Annotated in this window: 1 protein-coding gene; it reads right to left on the reverse strand. The window is 50.4% G+C overall.

Translation table 11 applies throughout. The annotated features are described in order from the left end of the window. Positions 1–968 (reverse strand): IS1380 family transposase (locus O9H85_RS37420; RefSeq protein ID WP_269886374.1); only part of this gene is annotated, 968 nt, incomplete at its 3' end. Positions 969–1,038 lie beyond the last annotated feature (70 nt).

Genomic DNA, 1,038 nt, shown 5'->3' on the forward strand with positions numbered 1-1,038 from the left:
ACTTCTGCTTCCACAATTGGCGTAAGCAGAATTTGCCCGTCAGCTTCGATGGTTCGCTCCGTTACGCGGTAAACGCCCCGAATGGGACGTATTAATTTTTTGTCATTCCAGCTCATTGCACCGAGATAGACGCGCTTACCGTCCCGTTCTTCGCAGCACATGCCATCTTGCTTGGCAATCACCAGCCACTCTTCCGGTGACTCACGACGCAAATTGCGTTTAATGATGAAGTCAACCTGTTCGTTCAGGCAGACGTTCAGATTCTCGATCGCATCATTCCCGGCATCCATCCGAACCAGAAGAGGTTTGTCAGTCAGCCGACGACTATATTCAATGCTATGCAGAAGAAATGCCGCCGCCTCTTTTTGAACATGCGTGCTGCCCTCGCGCAGATTCACGTTGACACCGTAACCTTCCTGTCCAAGGTAAGCAAAGAATGGAGAGTAGCCATCGGTCCCCTTGTAGGTCCGGGAAACGCCTTCTTTCTGTGTGGAGCCATTGTCGAACGGTGAAACATCGAGATCAAGCGGTAGCCACGACGAAGCCTGTACCCCGCCTGATGTAACAGTCACCGGTGTTAATGGGACTTCCAGCGAACGAAGCAGATCGGCCGACTCTTCTAATAGGATCGTTTGCCAGTCATAGCTGGCAGCTGCAGCCAGATCAAGCCGCTGACGGAGGGTCGGCGATGAAGGAACGTGTTTAATGCCAAGGGCTTTGGCGAAAAATTTATCTTCGCGAAAAGGCTCGATGTGATCGAAATCGCTTTTCCCCTGACACAACAGACCCAGGTAAGCGTATAGAACATCGGGGTGTGTGACCGTTGGATTATGAACGCCAGGTAATCTATTTTTTATGAGACGTTTGGCTGTCCGCGTATGTGAAAGAAGCAAGCCGATGAGTGCTAGACCAGAATGTGCTGTCAGTGTTTCCATCGACTGGTCCAAATTGAATCGAACAGGTTTCATCATTGCACCTCCGGGTGAAGTTGAGAAAAACGAAGAGTTCCTCTCTTTTCTCCATTTTAAGCCACCGGAC

This window comes from Paenibacillus gyeongsangnamensis (assembly GCF_027533625.1).
GTDB classification, from domain to species: Bacteria; Bacillota; Bacilli; order Paenibacillales; family NBRC-103111; genus Paenibacillus_G; species Paenibacillus_G gyeongsangnamensis.